Source organism: Eisenbergiella porci (genome assembly GCF_009696275.1).
GTDB lineage: Bacteria > Bacillota > Clostridia > Lachnospirales > Lachnospiraceae > Eisenbergiella > Eisenbergiella porci.
The window spans coordinates 131,395-150,938 of record NZ_VUMI01000001.1 but is presented as its reverse complement, the minus strand read 5'-3'; the positions used below and the strand labels follow the sequence as shown (position 1 = coordinate 150,938).

Here is a 19,544-nt window from a genome sequence, read left to right as displayed (position 1 = left end):
CATGAATGAACCAATAAGAATATTGCACATTACATACAAAATGCATTGTGCTGGCATAGAAGCCTTCATTATGAATATGTATCGTAATATAGATAGAACAAAGGTTCAATTTGATTTTCTCGTACATTATTCGGAGAGGCAGTTTTATGATGATGAGATAGAAAGTTTGGGAGGAAGAATATACCGTTTGTCAGTGCGTGAAGATAAAAACTTCATAAAGTATTTGTTTGATTTAGATAGATTTTTCAAAGAACATAATGAGTATAAGATTGTTCATGCCCATATGGAAAGCTTCGCTATGTTTTATATGCCCTATGTAAAAAAAGCAGGCATTCCTGTTAGAATTGCACATAGCCATAATGATCAGGTGGATCCATCGATCCGTGGGTTCATTAAGAATTTAATGAATAAGCCATTTAAGTATTATGCTACAGAATACATGGCTTGTTCAGAGAAATCCGGAAAGTACCTATTTGGTGATCGTTCTTGTTGGGTAATCCAGAATGCAATTGATGCAAGAAACTTTGTGTATGATGAAAATGTGAGACAAGATATAAGAAAAGAACTTGGAATAGAAGACAATTTTGTAGTTGGCCATATAGGACGATTCAATACACAAAAGAACCATAACTTCCTGGTAGACGTGTTCTATGAGTTAACTAAAATTAATGACAAAGCGATATTACTAAGTGTAGGGGAGGGAGAACTCCGCCCTGAAATAGAAAAAAAAGTGTTCCGACTTGGGATAAAAGATAGAGTTATGTTTTTAGGAGTAAGAAGTGATGTCACTAGGTTATATCAAGCAATGGATGTTTTTGTACTCCCGTCCTTATATGAAGGCCTTGGGATAGTTGGAATTGAAGCGCAGGCTGCTGGGCTTAAAATGGTATGTTCTGATGTAATACCTGAAATTGCACGTATTACAGATGAAGTCATTGCACTTTCCTTACAAGAGACGCCACAGACTTGGGCAGAAAAAATTAATTGCTTTACAAATAGATATGCTCGTAAAAACACTTATGAAGAGATAAAGAAAGCCGGCTTTGATGTGCCATTTTTGGCACAGAATTTGGAAAACTATTATCTAAGGCGATATGAAGAGGTAAAGGAGCAGGACTAATGGACGACATAGTTGGATTAGTATCAGTCCGGAACTTTAATTACGGAAGTATATTACAAGCATTTGCTTTCCAGAGCGTACTTTTTCGGAAAGGAATTAACAACGAGATTATTTTATATAAAAAAAGGAACGGTGTAAAACAGCTATTACGAGTTTTTAATATGCCTCTTCTTAAAGCAAAAATTAATACTTTAAAGAGAAGTATATACGCCAAATTAGACAAAGATGTTAACTCAGTCATGCGGGCACGCCATAGTTCCTTTTCTGAGTTTGTGAAAAAAAAGTTGGTATTTTCGGAGGAATATGATGGTAGAAAATCTTTGATAGAAGGAACAAAGAAGTATAGAGCTTTCATTTTAGGCAGTGATCAGGTGTGGAATCCTATGAATTTAGGAAGTGATTTTTATACCTTATTGTTTTGTCCTAAAAATAAGCTAAAGGTTACTTATGCATCTAGTTTTGGGGTTTCACAGATACCTAATTATCAGATAAGACGAACTAAAAATTATTTAAAGGCCATCGATCAGATTTCTGTTAGAGAAGATTCTGGAGCTCAGATTGTAAAAAGGCTCATAGGCAAAGATGTACCGGTAGTAGTCGATCCGACTCTCCTATTAGATGCAGAAGACTGGAATTCATTAATTATCGATCATAGAGAATGTGAGGATAAATATATTTTTGCATATTTTGTTGGAGCATCACCAGGACATAGAGATGCAGTGAAAAGGCTTTCAAAGAACACAGGACTCAAAGTGATAGGTATTCCTTTTGTGGACGAGTTGGCTAAATCAGATTATTTTATGGTAGACAAGGAATATTTGAAAGTGGGGCCTAGCGAATTTGTGAATCTGATCCGACATGCTGAGTTCATTTGTACTGACTCCTTTCATGCAACAGTATTTTCAATTCAGTATCAAAAGCTTTTTTTTGTTTTTGACAGATATAAGGTTGATGACAAGGCAAGTATGAACAGTCGTCTTTTTTCTATACTCCGTAAACTGGGTCTTGAATCAAGACTGGTTTCGCAGAGAGGAGATATATTGAACTGGTATGAAGAAGATATAGATTTTGCTCCAGTTCTAAATAAATTAAAAAATCTGCGTATAGATTCAGAAGTATATCTGGATAAGGTATGCAACATGCTTAAAGAGCCAAATCATATAAATGCGGCAGGTGAAGATTGATGATTAAAATAAACGAAAAGACTGATTGCTGCGGTTGTACTGCATGTGCAAATTCCTGTCCAGTTCAATGTATAGAGATACAGCAGGATGAAGAGGGATTTTTATATCCAAATGTAAATGAGATTAAATGCATTAACTGCGGGACATGCGAAAACGTTTGTCCGGTAAAAAAGGATACTCCCAGTGGTGATATTATTGACGCTTATGTGGTTCAAGATATTCGTAAAAATATTCGTGAGTCAAGTTCTTCAGGGGGAGGATTCACAGCGATAGCAGAGTTCATTATTTCAAATAATGGTACAGTGTATGGCGCGGCATTTGATGAAAACTACTCTGTTCATCATGTTGGGGTACGTACATTTGAAGAACTCAGTAGGTTCAGAGGATCAAAATATGTACAAAGTACAATGGATAGTGTATATCTCCAGATACAAAACAAACTGTCCATTGGAGAATGGGTTTTGTTTAGTGGCACGCCTTGTCAAGTTTCCGGATTAAAAAGCTACTTGAAAAAGGAGTGGGATAAATTAATTACTGTAGATATTGCCTGTCATGGCGTACCGTCTCCAAAACTATGGGAAAAATATAAGGAATGGTGGAGAAAATACAAAAAATGTAACTTTATTAAAGTGGAATTTCGCAGTAAGAAATATGGTTACAGTGGATCCACGATGCGGTTAATGTTTGAGAATGGTAGCGAGTATAGTCGTGAGCCATTGCTCCAGTTTTATAAGAATACGATGTTTGCTGGTTTATCTATGAGACCAAGTTGCCATAAATGCCATTTTAAGTCAAAAAAGCGTGTAAGTGATTTTACAATATTTGACTGCTGGGATGTAAATGAATTTTGTCCTGAAATGGATGATGATCGTGGAACAACAGCACTCATCATACAAAGCGAAAAGGGAAAACGGCTAATATCAATTATAAGCAAAAATTGGAAAATGAAATCAGTTAATCCAGAAAAATTGATTTGTAACGATGGAGATATGATAACGACTAGCGCTTCGGCTAATCCGCTTCGAAATCAATTCTTTGTAGATTTAGATGCTATGACGATACCTGAACTGAATAAAAAATATTTTCCTTTGACTATTAAGAAAAAACTGACTCAAATATTTAAACCGCTATTTTATCGAATGGGAATTTTAAAAAAAATTAAGAGGATAGCTAAATGAAAATTGCATTTATATCAGCTAATCTTGAAACTGGTGGTATAGAAAGAGTTGTAAATAATTTATCTAATTATTTAACACAGGATGGACATGAAGTTCATATTATAGCAACAAAAGATGGAAGATGTAATTATTTCGTTGATAAGGATGTGGTTCTTCATGTTTTATATCATGATAAGAATAAAAATAGAGCCGGACGAGTTCTAAAAAAGGTGAAAGAGTTCAGAAAAATAATCAGGCACGAAAAGTATGATGTAATGCTTTCGTTCGGTTCTTACGTTACGATCTATACTGTGGTTGCATCTGCGTTCATGAATGCTCGGATTATAGGCTCAGAGAGAACTGACCCAAGTGTTGCGCCAGAATCGGCGGTAGTAAGAAAAATTCGTGATATTGCTTACAGGTTTGCTACGGGCATGGTATTTCAGACGGAAGATGCCAGAGCATATTTCTGTAAGTCAATACAGAAAAAAGGAAGTATCATTCCTAATCCTATAAAAGAAAATCTACCAGAACGTTGGGAAGGCATACGAGAAAAGGAAATAGTAAATTTCTGTCGATTAAATCGACAGAAGAATTTAACTTTGCTAATCCGCGCATTTGCAAATTTTCATGCATCTCATTCAAACTATAAGTTGATTATATATGGTGAGGGAGAGTTGAAAGATTCCCTAATACAGCTTGCAAAAGAGTTAAATATTAAGGAGTATATGGAAATTAGAAGCTTTACAGTGAATATTCATGAATGCATATTAAAAAGTGCAATGTTTGTATCTTCATCCGACTATGAGGGAATATCAAATTCAATGATTGAATCGATGGGGATAGGCTTGCCTTGTATATGTACAGATTGCCCTGTAGGTGGAGCTCGTATGATGATTATGGATAAAGAAAATGGCTTACTGACGCCTGTGGGTGATGAACATGCGCTTGCTGAGGCGATGTCTTATATTGCAGATAATCCTGATGAAGCGGAGAGAATTGGAAAGCAGGCTGTTAAAATCAGAGAAAGATTATCAGTAGATAAAATCGTTTCATTGTGGATAAATAAGATTAATGAGATAGTAACGCATATGGGAGTTGAAGAGTAAATGAAGCTTAGCCTAAAACAATTTACGAGTGGTGTGTTAAATTTTATTGTCTTTTTAATCTGCATGTTTTATATGCTTTTAAGTTGGAATAAAGCAGTAACATATGAAGGGTGGGCTGTTGAGATAGCTATTGTTTCTGTAACCCTATTATTATATCAATTAGCTACCATGAAAAGTATTAAGTGTAATCTGTATTCGATGATTCCATGGTTTACTGTGCTAAACTATATTTTTATATTCGGTAGAATATATTTAAAAGCACTTGGATATGAGCGACAATTAGGATGGAATTTGTTTTTAATGTATTCGCATAAAGATGCTTATCATGCTGCATTATATTGTTTATGCTACATCCAAGGAATGTTTACTGGAATGGTTTTTTTTAGAACATCTAAGATAAATAACGCAAAATTAGTAATAAATAATTTTTGTAATAATTCAAAACAAATTGGTATTATATTATTAATATTCACCCTACCATTTCGAATTTATTGTGATGTAGTTCAAATCATTGCTCAGCGTATTTCTGGTGGCTACGTAGCTGTAGTTGAAATAAACGGAGTTGTAGGAGCAATAGCACAGTTATTTCCAATAAGTATTATATACTTAATTGCATCAAATAACATAAGAGATAGGCAGGAGAAGATTATATATTTATCTTATTGTGTTTATTCGCTTGTTATTATGATGCTTTCAGGAGATCGAAGATATGCATTGATAGGAATGCTTGCAGTAACATTGTGTTATGTGCGAAAAAAAGAAGTTAAAATCAACATAAAAAGACTTATTTTATTTATTATAGTAGCTATTTTGGGTCTATCACTGTTGACAGCTATACGGAGAATGCGTGAAACGGGAGCGGGCAGTTTAAAAGCTCTAAATGAAGCGTTAATAATTTCCATATCGGAGGATAATATATTTTATGAATTGTTCAATGAATTCGGCTTAACATTCTACACGTATATGTTAGCATTTAAAAATATCCCATTAGTTATCGGTTATAAATATGGTCTAAGCTATGTTTATGCTGTTTTGAGTGTAATTCCAGGAGCCTATAGATTTGCAAATAGTTCAATTATGCAAAACAATATTTATCAAACAATATATAAAATTGAGAATCAGGCTCTTGGTGGTGCTTTTGGTCAAGAGCTATATGGAAATTTTGGGTTATTTGCTCCAGTAGTTGCTATATTCGCAGGGTATTTAATCCAGAAAATAGCGGGTAATGATGACAATAATATCGAAAGCACTCTTGTAAAGTATTACTCCTTATTCTATTTTTTCATTAACCTTGTGCGAGCATCTCTGGCAGAAATCGTAAGAATTTTATTTTACTATTTTATAGTCATATGGATTATTAATAAAATTTTTAAGAATCATAGAAATTGAATTTTAGAAAGTGGTAGTGAACAAGCAAATAATCAAGTGGAGAGATTATGTGAAATCGGTACCTTGTTGGTAGTGTTGTATCACTATTTAAATAAGTTTTAGGGATGTTAATACTACGTAAAATAAGGTAATCATGGTGTATATATATTTTGTAATGCAGGTTAATTTGTGCTGAGAATATGTAATTTGAGTTATTCATGTATGAACATAGTGATGAATTCTATCATAAAATATTAAGTTTTGGATTCCTGGGTCATATCAATAACCTTCATTTCAAAGAAAACAAGCTGGTTATATTCCAAAAAGGATTGTAAGTCTAATTTAATAACTGTTAAATATTACTTTCTTGAATGGATTTAAAGGCAGTCCATATATTGATTCTGTTCATTGATACGTTACATAAATGATTACCAATATAGTAGCCATTGTGATTTTATAAATATTTAAACCACGGTGTTGCTCTTCTATATTACTTTTATATGTAGTTTTAGTGTTTGGAATTGATTATGGAATGGATGCCACAATGATTTTATTAATAGGACTACTGATTATATTTTATGATATAAATAGTAGCTTCCTATAGTGAAATGTAACCCCTTGGTATTCCTCAGAACAATATCATATGGGGGCTATTTTAGGGTCAGCAAAATTGAGGGAATATCTTTATGCTGTATATCTATGGTATTGCTGGATTATTATTTGCAGTGCTTCTTTTGGTAATCTTTAGTTTTGTGATAACAAAATAGAATAGAAAACAGATGTTTCTATGACAAAAACCTTTGATTTATTTAGAGGTACAAACGGAATTTGGGAGGTGACGGCCTAATGAACCAAAAGCAGATAGCGACAAAGAGTGTAATATACCTTATAGGTAATCTATCATCCAAGGTAATTTCTGCGATTCTCATACCCATATATGCATTTTTTATTTCTACTTCGGACCTCGGAACATTTGATTATTCACAGTCGTTAATGAATGTGTTTGTCCCGATACTTTATATTTCTTTTGGAGAAGGAGTACTTAAATTTATATTAACTAGCGATGAGAGTGATAAGCCAAAAATAATAAATATCACTGCTGTATTTGGCATAATATCTTCATTTGTTTATTTACTCGTGTGTTTAATTGGCTATTTTTTTGTTGAGACACCGGCAATATGGCTAAGCACATGGGGGATGATAATCGCACACGGAATTACACAGATATGGCAATATTCATGTCGTGCTTTGCAACAGACAAAACATTATCTGATTATAAGTATAGCAAGTACAATTATTTTATTAGGCGCTACAGTATTTTTTGTATGTATTCTTGATATGGGCTTAGTTGGACTGTACTTGTCTTATATTCTTGGACAGTTGACTCTATTGATTGGAATTGAAGTGAAGCTCCATATTCTTAAACAGATATCATTTAAGAACTTTGATCTAATGCTATTTCAAAGGGTGGCTAGGTTTTCTATTCCGCTTATGTTCAATACGTTAAGTATGTGGCTTGTTCCTCTTTTGATGCGAACAATTATTATAAGTCAATTGGGAGCAGAAGCAAATGGCCTTTATTCGTTTGCAAATAAATTTAATATAGTTGTCAATCTTTTGGGTACTGTAGTTAGTATGGCATTAGTTGAGGAAGCGATAATAACATCTAAGAATGGAAAAGTTGGTAAAGACTACGGATATACAGTAACTCAGATTTTTGTAAAATTTGAACAACTTTCAGCTGTTGCTATTATAGCTATTACTGTAGCTTATACTTTCCTTAGTGCTACTGAATATTATATTACTATTCGCTACTTTGGCTGGTTTTTATGTGCTTCTCTTATATCTATTTTGGGGTCATACATAGGTACTGTGTTTCAGAGCATTAATATCACCCAATATCAATTTACTACAACCCTTTTTGGTAGTGCAGTAGGGGTTACTTTAGCTTATTTTTTGGTTCCTTTAATTTCATTATGGGGTATTGTAGTTGGTCAGATGCTTTCCTGTATAATAACTTCACTTAGCAGATATGCAATCGCGTCATTAAAATCTGAATTCAGAATAGATTGGAAAACTATTATTGTTAATAGCATTCCAGTTTTCATAGCAGTACTTCTTTCGACCTTCTGTTCTAACATAGGCATTAAGGTATTTATAACAATAATTTTTATAATTGGAGTAATTATATTGAATTATGACATTATTAAGAAACTGAATCATAAAATATTCCATTCTCGACATGTACAACCATAAATTCATATTGTACCAACCGTAAGAATAGTAGGAGAAGAGAAAAAACGATGATCACAACATACATTGAACTTAAAGATTGTATTGAAAAAGAAACATTATATTTAAAGAAGCATAAATTGATTCGTTATTTTGGATGGCTTCCTATGTTATCAGGATTAGGAGAGTCTTTTGGTATTTATAAGTTATTAGTATATCTTAGAAAGTGTGAGTATTTTTCCAATCGGTGGTGGGTGCTTTCAGTTTATTACAAATTTAAGTTAAAGGCGGTCGAAAATCGCTTTTCAGTGAGAATTCCAATTAATGTCTTTGATGTTGGATTGCAAATACCACATCTTGGGCCTATTGTTGTTCATCCTAATGCGAAGATTGGCAAGAATTGTAGAATACATGTCGGAGTTAACATTGGAGCTGAAAAAGATCAAGTGCCTGTTATCGGGAATGACTGTTATATAGGCCCGGGAGCAAAAATCTTTGGTGGTATAATGATTGGAGACAGGTGTAAAATTGGGGCAAATGCAGTAGTAAATAAATCTTTTGATGATGATCAGACAATTATCGGAGTTCCTGGACATTCTATAATAGCAGATTAATAATAAAGAACGGGGTATACCTTATGAGAATTTTGCAGATTTCAAATAATGATTTTAATTCCGAGACAGAAATAGGACAACGGTATTCTCCACTTCACTTTGGCTATCATGAACTTAAAGATATGGGTTATGATGTTGAATTACTTTATCCAAATGAAGTGAGGGGGAGATTTCTTTATAAAATCTTTGGCAACCATATTAACGATATTCTTCTTCAATTGCGCTGTATCGGTAAATCCAAAGATTATGACATGATTTATTATCCTATAGATCGTCATTGTATTTTACTAGCTTTAATTAGAAAGTTTAAGTTAATTAAATGCCCAATAGTTATGCTTTGTCATTTTTCATTAAATACGAAATATGTGGATTCTAAGATTAAAAAGGTTTATAAATTTATAGAAAGGTTTTTGGTTTTCCGTTATTTTGATAAGATAGTTTTTCCTTGTGAAAATCTCATGAAGTTTGCAGTGGAAAAAGCACCTAAAGGCACTGAATTTGGTGTAGCTCATTGGGGAGCTGATTATCGTTGGTATAGTGAGTTTCGTAATCAATCCAGCAAATGTGAATATTATATGGGCTGTGGTGGGACAAATAGAGATTACAAAACTTTAATTGAAGCTGTGAATGATACTTCAATTAAAGTGAGAATATACACAAGCAGAAGTCATATTGATCGTCTAATGGAACTTAATCCATCAGAAAATATTATTTTCATTGAGGCGAAAGGAAATCATCGAAAGGAAATTTTAAGAGAAGGCTATTCAAACGCAAAAGCTGTTTTGATTCCTATCAATAAGATTAATGATGTACCGAATGGTGCTACGGTTTTAGTGGAATCACTCGCATCTGGTAAACCAATTCTTATAAGTGATTTGGTTACAAATTTTATTGATGTTAAACAAGAAAAGGTTGGAATTACCACAAAGTTACATGATTCAGGTAGTTGGAAAGAAGCCTTATTAAAATTAGAAAATACTCCGGAATTATTGGACTTATATTCTCAAAATGCACTTGATTTATCTAAGTCTAAATATAATATGTCGCAGTTTGCTGCAGAAATTTCCGTTTATTTTAATAGTGTAGTTAATAAGTATAATTCTGTATAAAGAAATTAAGGGAAAGAGAGAAAATTGAAGATGGATAGATAAATAGCTAGGTTCTAGGATTCACCCCTCATGTTCAAGACATTGTTGGAAAAGTTGAGAAATTTGACGAGAAGTGAACCTTTCATCGATTCCCTATGGGGTATCTGTGAGTCCTTTTCTCACGTAAGAAGAATTCCTGAAACAACTGGGTGAGAACTACAGACGGCTTCCAGATGAAGTATATAAAAGTCTTGAATCCTATCTGGTTTTTCAGTCAGGGAATATTACGTAACAGTTTATGCAAATGCTGATAAGAAAAGATTTGAAAAGGCATAATGGTTGACAACAGATCTTTTCCTCATCAGTATCGTAATACCCTTACTTGTATCAGGATATTAAACAATAAGTATGTGAACGGGCTCTCTGTCTACTACTTGGCCTGGAATTTTCTACGTATCGGTGTAAACATTTCCCATCAGGTGATGTTCTGATGCCCTAGTCAGAGAATCATTCGAATAGTTGTAAATAACCAACAACTATAAAATAAGAATTTTCGCCTCGAAAGAGGCGATTAATCTTAGCGATAGGCCTATGGTTTAACATTTATAACAGCTCAATGGCCTTGATTGGAATTTGTACTGTCTTGTACATCAAAGAAGCATGATTTCTTCATTTCCGTTTTCTTGAATACACGAACAAAGCTCTATGTTTTTTCGATATGACATTTGAATTTCAACGATTAAATCAATACCATACTATTACACAAGGATGAAAACAAACCAATGATTACCGCTGTTATAGTTGATGATGACATAAAATTTTTAAAAATTTTGAAGGAAACGATCAAGCATACAGCCCTTCTAAACGGCCTAAATATGGAAGTCAGCACAATGAGTGATCCCTACCAGTGTCTGGCGCTATCCAAAGTTTTTGATATTTATTTCCTTGATATTTTGATGCCACAATTATCTGGGGTTGAACTTGCAAAAAAACTCAGAGAGAAGTATATAGACAAGGAGTTCATTTTTATCAGTGCTTATGAACAATATATGCGAACATCCATTTTTGTTAAACCAAGAGCTTTTATTCGTAAGGAACATTTGCAGGAGGATTTATACGAAACTTTTCAAATCTTAAAAAATGTTTTTATAAAAAAGAATGAGGAAATTATAGTAAAAGACAATAAAAAAGACTGCAGAATAAAGCCGGGAAATATAATATACGCACGTAATGCAGGACATTATGTTACATTTTATTATACTGAGGAGAATAAAGTTGTAATCAGAAACAGGCTGAAAGAATTGGAAGTACAGTTGAAAGGCTTTGATTTTTTGCAGGTACATCAGAGCTATATGGTTAATCTCAATTACGTAGAAAGCTATCGGCATTGTGTAATACTAATGAAAAATAAAGATAAGATCCCTGTTAGCGGGTCATATAAGGATATTGTAGAGATGATTATGTTGAACAGGATGATTGGTGACAGGAATTGATATGGTGCTGGAATTAATAATTGATGCCCTGGAATCTATTTTGTATATACTGTTTTTGAACAGATTTTGTTGTCATAAATATAAAGGAATCAAACTGTGGAGTAGTACATTTCTGGCTGCTATGCTTTTGTTTTTTAATATTGCAATAGCTGACTGGAATTCATTTTTCTTTTGGCCGACAACTTTGTTAGATCTTTTTATAGTAGTATTTTATGGTATTTTGTGTCTTTGCGGTCCTTGGTACAGCTGGCTGATGGGGGCTGTTATTTTTAATTTAGGACTTATATGCAGCGCGATTATTTCCATGGCTCTGGGTTATCTGTTAACTGAAAATGGTATCAGCAGTTGGATGAGAGCAGATACATTTGAACGATTTCTTTTATTAGTCGTTGGAAAAGTAATTCTGGTGGGCTATATGTATGGCTTCCTGAAATTACGAAGGTTATTTACCGGAAGGGATAAAAAGATAACATATGGTGGTATTTTTTTGATACCAATTATTACAATTGTGCTGCTCTGCCTTCTTTTACAGAATTTGGTTCAAGCTTATCATATGAATAAAAATATGACTTTGTTAATTTCTTTGATCATTGGTATATTCGCGATGTTCAATGTGATTTTATATCTGTTTATTTATGCAATGAAAAAGGAAAAAGAAAGCCGGGAAAAACAGTTGATGATAGAATTGATGGAGATTCAAAAACATTCATATCAAAATGAATTAGAACGTTATGAAATAATTCGAAGAACAGGACATGATATTAAGAATCAACTTCTTGGGATTAAATATTATTTTGATTGCGGAGATGTAAAAGAGGGACAACGTTATTTAGAAGAGATAGTACATAGATTATCAGATGAGGTGGGAAGTTCCACTGGATTTGTGCAGATGCGCGATTCGATATGGGGTGCGATGCTTAATATGAAACTGGAGAAGGCGAGGGCATGTCAGATTACAGTTAAAGAAAGTATTGAGTATCTTCCGGGTAATGAGATGAACCCTCTTGATGTATGTGCCTTATTAGGTAATTTGCTGGATAATGCAATAGAAGCGGAAGAAAAAAATAAGTATCATAAAGAGTTGATTGTCAGAATTCATGAAGAGTACGGAAATTTATGCTTATACATTGCAAACTGGGTGGACAACGAGAAACTACAGGAAGCTATAGAGAAGGTGAGCAGGAAAAAAAATAAATCTCTGCATGGAATCGGACTGCGTAACGTTGAATTAACAGTCGAAAAATACGGTGGAATATTTCAGCAGCAGTTAAAAGAAAACTGGTTTCAAATCAAGATTCTATTGCCAATAACAGTAAAATTATGACATTTATAGCTCAAATATGACATGACCGTTTTTACGAAAGGAAGACAGTAGTATAATTAAATAAAGTTAAAAAACAATATATGAGAAGGTTATGTGCACATGATTGATAAAATATCCCTGGCCGTTGCCGTTTTTTTAGCATCTCATGATGGTACGCCGGATGATAGGACTGCAGTTTATCAGGTGGGAATAGATGTGCTGATTTCCACAGTGCTTACGGTTGCCGGTGTTCTTGGTCTTGCCGTATTACTTCATAATATAATGGGAGGGATTTTTTATCTCGTATGCTTTATTACTGTACGCAGTTATACTGGGGGACATCATGCCTCTACAAGGTTACGGTGTTTTATATTGACCTGTGGGATATATGTCATTACGGCATTGACGGCTGTCATAGTAGTTCCTGAAGCTTTCTTTTGTATGGTAGTTGTGGTTTTTTCTTTGGGTAATTGGGTTATATGGAAATATGTGCCTGTAGAGAATAAAAACAAACGTCTGCCTCCTGACTGGAAGCAGCGTAATCGGATGAAATCCTGGATCATTGTGATATTTTGGCAAATAACAACTTTCTGTATCAGCAGGATAAGTACTGCATTGTCAATACAGTTGTGTATGACTCAGGCAGAAATAATTTTATTGATTTTATGGTGCAAACCATGGGAGGATTTATTATGCGAAAGTTGATAAGGTATTATATTTTACAGGGATTGCTTTTGGTGGTGTACATGATAGGTATCACTACAGTTTCTGCAACCTCAAGATATACAGGATATCAGCCGGAGGAAAGCAAAGAATTGTTGGATACCGTCAGACAATTAAGAAAAAGAAGCTAAGAAGAGATGGACAGAGTGACATCAGAGGGGAGGAAAAGCCCTTTGGTGTCATTTTTCAAAGAGGGGAAAAAACAAAATGATGAAAAGGGAGAAGAGGATGAAAAAAATTAGTGAAATATGTACCATTATAGTACTGTTTTGCATCCTGATTACAAATAAGAGCTTAGCGGCGGGATTGTCTCCTTTAAATACTAATGTTGGAGAAGAACAGAAAAAAAGAATTTATGTGGTTTATGATAATTCAAGCTCTATGTATCTTAGTGATAACTCAAGTCAGGCCGTAACCCGATGGGTAGAGGCAGATTATGCGGTCAGGGCTCTTGCTGCTATGATGAATGAAGAAGATAAACTGAAAATTTTTGTCATGGGTGATTATAAGACGGGGCTTCCGATTCCGGAAAAGGCATCGGCTAATTCGTGGGAAAGTACCGGAAGCAAGATGGATTACGTAGATAAAGTGCTGGGTGAATTGAAATTTACGGAATGGACCTATTTTGAAGCAGTGGAAGCTGCAGCTGAGGAGCTGAAGGAATACGATGATGGGGAAGATTGCTGGATTGTAATATTGACCGATGGTGCATTCAGCCACCCTGAGAATGTGTTCCCGAAGTATTCTGATAAAAAAGAGAGATTGCAAAGTGAGCTTTACAAGATTACTGAGGACAGTAATATTTCAATTGCTTATGTACCGATCGGCAATGAGGAAGGGTTAATAAAGCTTGATGAAAATCTGAATAAGCGGATTTATGTTCCGAATGAGTCTGATGGTGAGAAGAATGAAGACAAAATAATCAGGGATGTTACTGATGTTATTAATAAAATTTACCAAAGAGTATATTTAAATAAAGACATTGAAAAAAAGTACGTTTCGACAGAAACAACAGGATTGGAATTTTCTGCGGGTATTCCAATGGAGCGTGTAATTGTATTTATGCAGAGTGCAGGGAAAGAAACTACGTTTGAAGAGTATAAAAAAAACAGAACTTCTGAGCCTTCAGGAGAAAGCGGAAAAAACGTCCGAGATAAAGATGTGATAATGTTTTCGGGAATTGATACTATTCCGGAGGCGGAGGAGAATGTAGAAGGGCATAATGAGATAGCGCCGAAACATTATGATGATGTCGAATTTAAATACCGGGAGTTGAAGGGGGCAATTAAGACTTTTTCCAGTACTGAACAGAATACAAATGGAGTCTATAGCTATGATATGGCAGACTTTGATACTGTAAATATTTATTATCAGCCGGCTGTGGATGTCAAAATTGAATATCAGCAGGAAGGTGAGAAAGTAGCACATTTAAATGAATGTGAGACAGATGCAGATATTGGGGTCTGGACAGACAGATGCATTCAGGAGGGACAGTTGGATATTCAGTTAACTCTTGTGAATAAGCAAACTGAAACAATGATTGAGGATGATGAAGCAGTTTTTGATTTGCTTTATCCTGAAAATTTTGAGGTGTATTTAAAACCGTGGGATGGTGAGGAGTCACAAAGGATAGAGTTGAGGAGTCAGGAAGATTTTGTATATTCATGTTCTGTTGAAGTCGGAAAATATGAATTAACAATCAGAACTCCCTGGAATGAGCAGAAGACAATCTGTCTTGATGTGCAGAGGAAGAGGAAGGCAGTTGATGCTGTTTTGGCCAGTAAAGAAGAGATTTGGATTGAACATCAGGAAGACGAATCTTCAATAGCGGCTTTTCAACTGCGTCAGGATGGGGAAAATCTGGGTACTGAAGAGTTGAAAGATATAGAACAGCTTCAGTGTATATCAAGAGATGATGATTTTGTGGCGGAGTTTTTAGATATTTCGGATGATGGCCTGGTGAGATTCCGTATAGGGCTGAAGGATCCGGATAAAGATGATATTGCCAGTGAAGCTGATTTCTATTTGACCGGGAAAAGGGATTACGGTATTGGAAAACCGGATGAGTTGATGTCCGGGGATATCAGGCTTAAGATTCGGTCAGACGAATTTGAACTTTCGGTAGAAACGGAAGCTGAGTGCTTTAAAAGATGGGTAATGCGTATGTTTCAGGACGAACCTGTGGAAGTGAAATACTTTTGTAATGGACAGGAATTAACGGGAATTAAGAGGAAAAATTTAAATGTAAAAATAATAGGTATAGAGCCTGAACAGATGACACCATACCTGGAAATTGGTGAGGATTTAAATTTTTATTTAAAGAAGGGAAAGTTTTTTGGAGAACCGGTGACAAATCAAGTGAACATAACAATGGAAATAAGTTATACAAGGAAGGCAACAACAGAGACAATTAACCTTGTAAAAAATATGGGGATACAGAATGTTCCTCTTGGGGTTCAGATAATAGCAATTATTCTGATAACCCTTATAATTAGTTGGATACTACTGTGTTTACTGTGGGTAAGAAGCGACTATCATATTCCAAATTATAAAACATATTTAGTTTCAAAAAATGGCAGAAAAAGTACAAGGGTATATTTAAAGCGTGGAATGCATCTTTTCGTTCCCGGTTGGAAAAAGGTAAATTTGGTTTATAAAGCACCGAGGTCAGACAATGATCCATTCATAAGGGATTTTAATATGAAACTTCAGAAGGATTTGTTGGGAGGAGGATTGGAATTATTAAACTGTGAAGACTTTTCTGATGAAAACAGATTCCGTATAGGGGGATCTCCAATTATTGAAGAAAATAAAACGATTCGTCAAGAACTGCAGTTTTCTTTGTTTGATAAGTACAAAAATGAGATGCTATTAGTGTTTAAGGATGAAAGATAATTGACACAGGGAGGATAAGGAGATGAAAGCACCGACAGTGATTATAGGTATAGGAGGTATCGGATCTGAGATATGTGCCAGGGTGGCGCATATGCTTCCTTTTGATGCGCCGGATAATCAATATATTCGATTTGTTACAATAGATACGGATTTGAATACGATTAATGATCAGAAAAGAAAAGGCTTCCCTGGAGTACAGATTCAGATTTCAGATAATATGACAGTAAATGCCTGTCTGGAAAGTCTTCCGGAGGAAATCAGACAATGGTATCCGCAGAACGAAATTTTCAATCGAAAATCAATGACAGAGGGAGCAGGACAGCAGAGAGCGATTTCTCGTCTGGCTCTTGAATATTCGATAGCAAGACGAAAATTGTTCCCTTTATGTGCAGTGATTGATCAATTGAATGAATTGGATTTAAACAGCGGCAGGCAGCCAATTGAATTTTATATCATCAGTTCTCTTGCTGGAGGTACTGGTTCCGGGATTATACTGCCTATAGCGCTGTTTATTAAAGATTATATTCGAAAAAAAACAGGAGATGATCTGTCTATCTGCAAGGGGTTCCTTGTATTATCCAGTGCATTGGAGGATAGTGAAATCACTAAGCTGGAAAGAAAAAGCTTGGGTGCCAATGATTATGCTGCGGTAAAGGAATTAAATGCATTTATGAAATTTGCTGACGGTGATCGCATCAGGTACAAGAATACGAGGATAGACCTGGAAGCCGGAAAAGCAAATAACCGATTTGATGCTTATACATACTGTTTTCTTTTTGGCATGTTCAATCAGAATGGGAAAATCCGTTCATTTGGGGAATTAAAGGATTTGGTTGCCAATGCTGTGTATATGCAGGCATGCAGCCCTATTCATGATCGGAATAATTCCCGTGAAGATAATACGATTAAACATATAACTTATAAATCAATAGAGAACGGAGAAAAATATTTGCGCAGATTTGGCGGTATTGGATGCGGAGAGCTTGTATATCCTTACGAAAAGGTAAAAAGATATTATGCATTGAAATGGGCCGCTGAAGTAATGGAAGAGAGGTGGAAGGAGTACGATAGGAAATTTTATGAAAAGGAAAAAGAACAGCGAAGGCTGAGAAAAGCAGGAAGAAAGTATGTGCAGGTAGAACGTGGAACAGAATATTTGAAGGCGATCGAGATGGCAGACCAGACAGATATTTTGGCCGAAGATATCCGCATGTCCTGCAGGAGTGAAGAGGGAACTTTTCGGTGGAACGATTATTTGGATGCTCTCTGGCGGGAGGTTCAGTATCGCTTAGAACAGGAAAAAAAGGAAAATGAAGAAAAAGATGAGGCGGATGAAAATATATTTAACTATCATTTAGGGGAGATCAATACCAAGATTCAGGGAATATGGTTTTCAAAATCTTATCGGGATGTTATGCAGTCAAATGTGGAAAAATGTAAAGAGATAATAACTGTGTACAAGAGAATGGAAGCTTTGGTTTTGGCTATGGGCGAAGCAACAGGAGAGCGTTTTGGCAGTTTTTGGTGCAGACTCCATTCTCTGACAGAAGAACAGCCGTCTTATGAAATGGAGTACTGGCTTAATACGGACGGGAATTTTATGCATCCTAATGGCGTTCGGTATTTTCTTTATCAGCTTCAAAAGGAGATTGGAAAGAGAGTAGAAGCTGAAAAAGAAAAAATTGCAAAACTTCAGCTGGGAATTCAGGATTTGACCAAACAGGATGAAACGCAGATTAAGAAAAAAAGAAAAATTTTCAAACAAGTTTATAGAAAGTATTCGGGTTCATTGAAGAACTTATACGATTGTGCGGAGCATATAGCATACAAAAAAGTTCTGGAGCAGTGTGATGGTTATGTTGAAAGACTGATTAAAAATTATGAATACTTTTATGATAATTACAATGAGCTTTTGGAAGAATTTAAAGAAGAATGCAAACTTTTGGAGGAGGAATTTCAGAGAACAAAGGGAACGATACAGGCATATGTCTGTGTGGATCAGGAATGCCGTGATAAAATTTTCAATATGCTGCATGAACGGCAAAGTTTTATGCAGACAGGAACCGTTTTGTCTTATCGGATTTTTGAATTGATGCAGAATCAGATTCAGAATCGAAGCAAAAGCGGCGATTTATCTATGCAGCTCAAAAATCACTGGGTTGAAAATCTGGAACGCGAGTACAGTGATATTTTGGATATGAATATCCTACACGCAATTGATATGGAAGAACTATGCAAAAATGGGAGAAAGAGTGATGCCATAAGAATGAAAGGATGGATTGAGCAGGTTAAGAAAAATTTAATAGCGCCATTTCTCCAATACAGTAAAGAGAGTGGTGAACAACAGGGAATTTCCATATGCTGCTATAATGATGAATTGCTTAATGAACATGGATATTTCAAAGACGTAGTAAGGTGGCTGGATGATCAGGAAAGCGTGCATGACTCATTTTACTGCAGTAAATACCAATTGATGTTTTACCGCTCATTTGTTGGCCTGGATGCGGATGAGGTGCTGGATTATATTCATTATGATGAGAACAAGGGAGAAGGAGGAGGAGACGCATTTCTTTCTTACCAGGATACACTTGACTATATGGGAAAAAATGCGATACATAATGCACAGATTACACCTCATATCGATAAAGGCTGGCATAGCTATCTGAACCTGCCTGATAGTGATTTGCAGTATCAGAAGTATAAAGAATTAGAAATTGCACAGGCATTTCTTTATGCGGTTCTTCAGAAGAAGTTCAGACATGAAAATAATCTAGAGAATAATAAAAAAGATAAATATTATTATACAGTTGAAAGTGATTTGGTTGAGTTCCCCAATTTAATGGAATTTCATCGATATTTGTATGAGAATAACTGGCAGGTAAGACGGCTGAATGATGAATTGTACAGACGTATTGCAGAAGAAAGAGCGAAACAAAATAATTTGGTGGATAATCTTATTGATAACTATGAGGACGGAATTTTCGGGATTTTGCTTCAGTATTTTGATGAAATTGAATTGTATAAGCAGGATAGGTTTATGTATAAACTTCTTTTAGAAGCCGTTTGGCAGCTGATATTGATGAGCCGGGAAGGTGAATCTGATGTTGTAAGCGAGGACTGCAGAATGAAAATGAAATCAGAGTGGGATAAAATAAAAGATAATGACAATAAGAATAATGCGCGGCTACAGTCTTTTATAAAAGTGGCTGAAAGCTTTTTCCGTGAAAACAAGATACCTAATGATGAGGGTTAAACAGA

At 35.0% G+C, this 19,544-nt stretch carries 14 protein-coding genes; all 14 read left to right on the top strand.

What is annotated here, in order from left to right; all coding sequences use genetic code 11:
- The first annotated feature begins 1 nt into the window (after window position 1).
- The 14 genes from FYJ45_RS00690 to FYJ45_RS00625 all read left to right on the top strand — a co-directional run bounded on the left by FYJ45_RS00690 (window position 2) and on the right by FYJ45_RS00625 (window position 19,539).
- Window positions 2-1,120 (top strand): glycosyltransferase family 1 protein, encoded by a 1,119-nt coding sequence (locus FYJ45_RS00690; protein WP_154463006.1) that lies wholly within the window; start codon window positions 2-4, stop codon window positions 1,118-1,120.
- Window positions 1,120-2,304 (top strand): polysaccharide pyruvyl transferase family protein, encoded by a 1,185-nt coding sequence (locus tag FYJ45_RS00685; protein WP_154463005.1) that lies wholly within the window; start codon window positions 1,120-1,122, stop codon window positions 2,302-2,304. Before FYJ45_RS00690 ends, FYJ45_RS00685 begins: the two co-directional genes overlap by 1 nt.
- Window positions 2,304-3,482: a Coenzyme F420 hydrogenase/dehydrogenase, beta subunit C-terminal domain gene (locus tag FYJ45_RS00680; protein WP_154463004.1), complete on the top strand. Its 1,179-nt coding sequence runs from the start codon at window positions 2,304-2,306 to the stop codon at window positions 3,480-3,482. The genes FYJ45_RS00685 and FYJ45_RS00680 overlap by 1 nt, the downstream gene beginning before the upstream one ends.
- Window positions 3,479-4,570, top strand: a complete 1,092-nt coding sequence (locus FYJ45_RS00675; protein WP_154463003.1) for a glycosyltransferase — start codon at window positions 3,479-3,481, stop codon at window positions 4,568-4,570. Before FYJ45_RS00680 ends, FYJ45_RS00675 begins: the two co-directional genes overlap by 4 nt.
- Window positions 4,571-5,959, top strand: a complete 1,389-nt coding sequence (gene wzy, locus FYJ45_RS00670; protein ID WP_154463002.1) for an O-antigen polysaccharide polymerase Wzy — start codon at window positions 4,571-4,573, stop codon at window positions 5,957-5,959. It abuts the gene before it with no gap.
- Between the two features lie 825 nt (window positions 5,960-6,784).
- Window positions 6,785-8,194 (top strand): lipopolysaccharide biosynthesis protein, encoded by a 1,410-nt coding sequence (locus FYJ45_RS00665; protein WP_154463001.1) that lies wholly within the window; start codon window positions 6,785-6,787, stop codon window positions 8,192-8,194.
- Window positions 8,195-8,241: 47 nt separating this feature from the next.
- Window positions 8,242-8,784 (top strand): serine acetyltransferase, encoded by a 543-nt coding sequence (locus FYJ45_RS31625; protein ID WP_276890881.1) that lies wholly within the window; start codon window positions 8,242-8,244, stop codon window positions 8,782-8,784.
- Between the two features lie 23 nt (window positions 8,785-8,807).
- Entirely contained in the window at window positions 8,808-9,893 is a 1,086-nt protein-coding gene (locus FYJ45_RS00655; RefSeq protein WP_154463000.1) for a glycosyltransferase family protein, read from the top strand.
- A 761-nt stretch (window positions 9,894-10,654) separates the two neighbouring features.
- Entirely contained in the window at window positions 10,655-11,365 is a 711-nt protein-coding gene (locus FYJ45_RS00650) for a LytR/AlgR family response regulator transcription factor (protein ID WP_154462999.1), read from the top strand.
- A complete protein-coding gene (locus FYJ45_RS31620; RefSeq protein ID WP_154462998.1) occupies window positions 11,352-12,689 on the top strand; it encodes a sensor histidine kinase in 1,338 nt (445 codons plus the stop codon). The genes FYJ45_RS00650 and FYJ45_RS31620 overlap by 14 nt, the downstream gene beginning before the upstream one ends.
- Before the next feature lie 99 nt (window positions 12,690-12,788).
- Complete coding sequence (locus FYJ45_RS00640) at window positions 12,789-13,373, top strand: accessory gene regulator ArgB-like protein (protein WP_154462997.1); 585 nt, start codon at window positions 12,789-12,791, stop codon at window positions 13,371-13,373.
- Window positions 13,361-13,522, top strand: a complete 162-nt coding sequence (locus FYJ45_RS00635) for a cyclic lactone autoinducer peptide (protein WP_154462996.1) — start codon at window positions 13,361-13,363, stop codon at window positions 13,520-13,522. Before FYJ45_RS00640 ends, FYJ45_RS00635 begins: the two co-directional genes overlap by 13 nt.
- A 76-nt stretch (window positions 13,523-13,598) precedes the next feature.
- A complete protein-coding gene (locus FYJ45_RS00630; RefSeq protein WP_154462995.1) occupies window positions 13,599-16,286 on the top strand; it encodes a vWA domain-containing protein in 2,688 nt (895 codons plus the stop codon).
- A 22-nt stretch (window positions 16,287-16,308) separates the two neighbouring features.
- On the top strand, window positions 16,309-19,539 hold the full coding sequence (locus FYJ45_RS00625) for a tubulin-like doman-containing protein (RefSeq protein WP_154462994.1): 3,231 nt from the start codon (window positions 16,309-16,311) through the stop codon (window positions 19,537-19,539).
- Window positions 19,540-19,544: the final 5 nt, after the last annotated feature.

Bases quoted from the DNA above. Each gene is read 5' to 3' on its own strand.
- FYJ45_RS00690 (WP_154463006.1), top strand. From the start codon at position 2: ATGAATGAACCAATAAGAATATTGCACATTACATACAAAATGCATTGT.
- FYJ45_RS00685 (WP_154463005.1), top strand. From the start codon at position 1,120: ATGGACGACATAGTTGGATTAGTATCAGTCCGGAACTTTAATTACGGA.
- FYJ45_RS00680 (WP_154463004.1), top strand. From the start codon at position 2,304: ATGATTAAAATAAACGAAAAGACTGATTGCTGCGGTTGTACTGCATGT.
- FYJ45_RS00675 (WP_154463003.1), top strand. From the start codon at position 3,479: ATGAAAATTGCATTTATATCAGCTAATCTTGAAACTGGTGGTATAGAA.
- wzy (WP_154463002.1), top strand. From the start codon at position 4,571: ATGAAGCTTAGCCTAAAACAATTTACGAGTGGTGTGTTAAATTTTATT.
- FYJ45_RS00665 (WP_154463001.1), top strand. From the start codon at position 6,785: ATGAACCAAAAGCAGATAGCGACAAAGAGTGTAATATACCTTATAGGT.
- FYJ45_RS31625 (WP_276890881.1), top strand. From the start codon at position 8,242: ATGATCACAACATACATTGAACTTAAAGATTGTATTGAAAAAGAAACA.
- FYJ45_RS00655 (WP_154463000.1), top strand. From the start codon at position 8,808: ATGAGAATTTTGCAGATTTCAAATAATGATTTTAATTCCGAGACAGAA.
- FYJ45_RS00650 (WP_154462999.1), top strand. From the start codon at position 10,655: ATGATTACCGCTGTTATAGTTGATGATGACATAAAATTTTTAAAAATT.
- FYJ45_RS00640 (WP_154462997.1), top strand. From the start codon at position 12,789: ATGATTGATAAAATATCCCTGGCCGTTGCCGTTTTTTTAGCATCTCAT.
- FYJ45_RS00635 (WP_154462996.1), top strand. From the start codon at position 13,361: ATGCGAAAGTTGATAAGGTATTATATTTTACAGGGATTGCTTTTGGTG.
- FYJ45_RS00630 (WP_154462995.1), top strand. From the start codon at position 13,599: ATGATGAAAAGGGAGAAGAGGATGAAAAAAATTAGTGAAATATGTACC.
- FYJ45_RS00625 (WP_154462994.1), top strand. From the start codon at position 16,309: ATGAAAGCACCGACAGTGATTATAGGTATAGGAGGTATCGGATCTGAG.